Below are 1,293 nucleotides of genomic sequence, written 5' to 3'. Positions count from 1 at the left end.
TCAGGGACTTTCACAAATTTAATCACTTAAAAATTAGATGTTTAACAGCACAAATTTAAATTTTGTCATCTACTAAAGAAGTTTATACTAAACTACAGAACTGAATTGTCAATCTTTTTGCTGGTACCGATTCCTCCGCTACGTTGGTACCGATTCATGCGCTATGATGGTACCGTTTCGCCGATACTATCATGTTAGAACACTGAGCCAGAAGTTTGCTCCCTCATTTCTTGATATATACATGCCGAGTAGCTCCTTATGTCCTTCCCGGTCAATACCCAGCACATTATAGATTGCACGTGTAACAGCACAACCACGTTCATCTGTTACCTTATAATGGATGGCATCCATCCAGACTATAGGATAGACAGAATCAAGCATACGTGATTTCCATGCCTTTATTTCCGGAAGTACACGGTCTGTAATGGCGCTGATTGTATCTGCCGATACACGATTACCAAGATTCTCTTCCATCCAATCACTAATCTCACGTGTGCTGTTACCAAGAGCATACAGGCCGATTATACGGTCAGCAACACCTTCTGCCAGAATGATCTCACGCTTCTTAATAAATTGTGGGTCAAAACTTGAATTACGGTCGCGGGGAGTGGATACAGTTACCTCACCTAATGGAGTCTGAACCTGCTTTTGCATTTTCCCGTTACGGCGGTTACCCATCTGACGTTCTTCTTCTGTAAGGTGTGCATCCATCTCACCTTCCAGAGCTGCATTCAGGATACTTTCCAATAAGGGAGCAAAAGCACCGTCTTTACCTAACAAGGGCTTACCTGCTTTCAGCTGTTCAATTGCCTTGTTCTTGATTCTCTCAAAATCAAATTCTTCTTTCATACAAAAAACTATGTTAGCAAAGTTAATATTTTATTCTTTGCTGACACAGTTTAATTTACATCCTCGCATCTAATGATGCATAATGGCTGTGAGGTTAAAGATGTTATGCAAATCCCTCGGGAGTTGTTTTATTATTAGTGTCTGATAAATATATTTGATGGGGGGTTATTATAAATATTGTTTTTATGTACAAGTCCCTTCTCTAAATTGAGATTGATTTATAATTGTGTATATATCAATAAGCTATAGGTAATCGAAAAGTTTTATTGGACAGCAATAGTTTTATTTATATAAAATTAGTATCTTCGTTATGTAGGGTAAAGAGAGTATTCCTTATAAACCTTCTTCTTCAGGTGTACTTGATATCCTATGAGGGTGTGTCAAAAGCTCAAAAACGCCCTCAATATAAATCAAAACTCGCAACTTTAGTGAAATACACTTAAG

At 38.0% G+C, this 1,293-nt stretch carries 1 pseudogene; it reads right to left on the bottom strand.

The features are described from left to right. Positions 1-192: 192 nt before the first annotated feature. A pseudogene (locus NSB03_RS20645) lies at positions 193-849 on the bottom strand (IS256 family transposase); the annotation flags it as partial. Between the last annotated feature and the right edge of the window lie 444 nt (positions 850-1,293).

This window comes from Bacteroides acidifaciens (genome assembly GCF_024623065.1).
In the GTDB taxonomy this organism is placed as follows: domain Bacteria; phylum Bacteroidota; class Bacteroidia; order Bacteroidales; family Bacteroidaceae; genus Bacteroides; species Bacteroides acidifaciens.
Note: the sequence above shows the minus strand (reverse complement) of the source record. Positions and strands in the feature narration are given on the sequence as shown.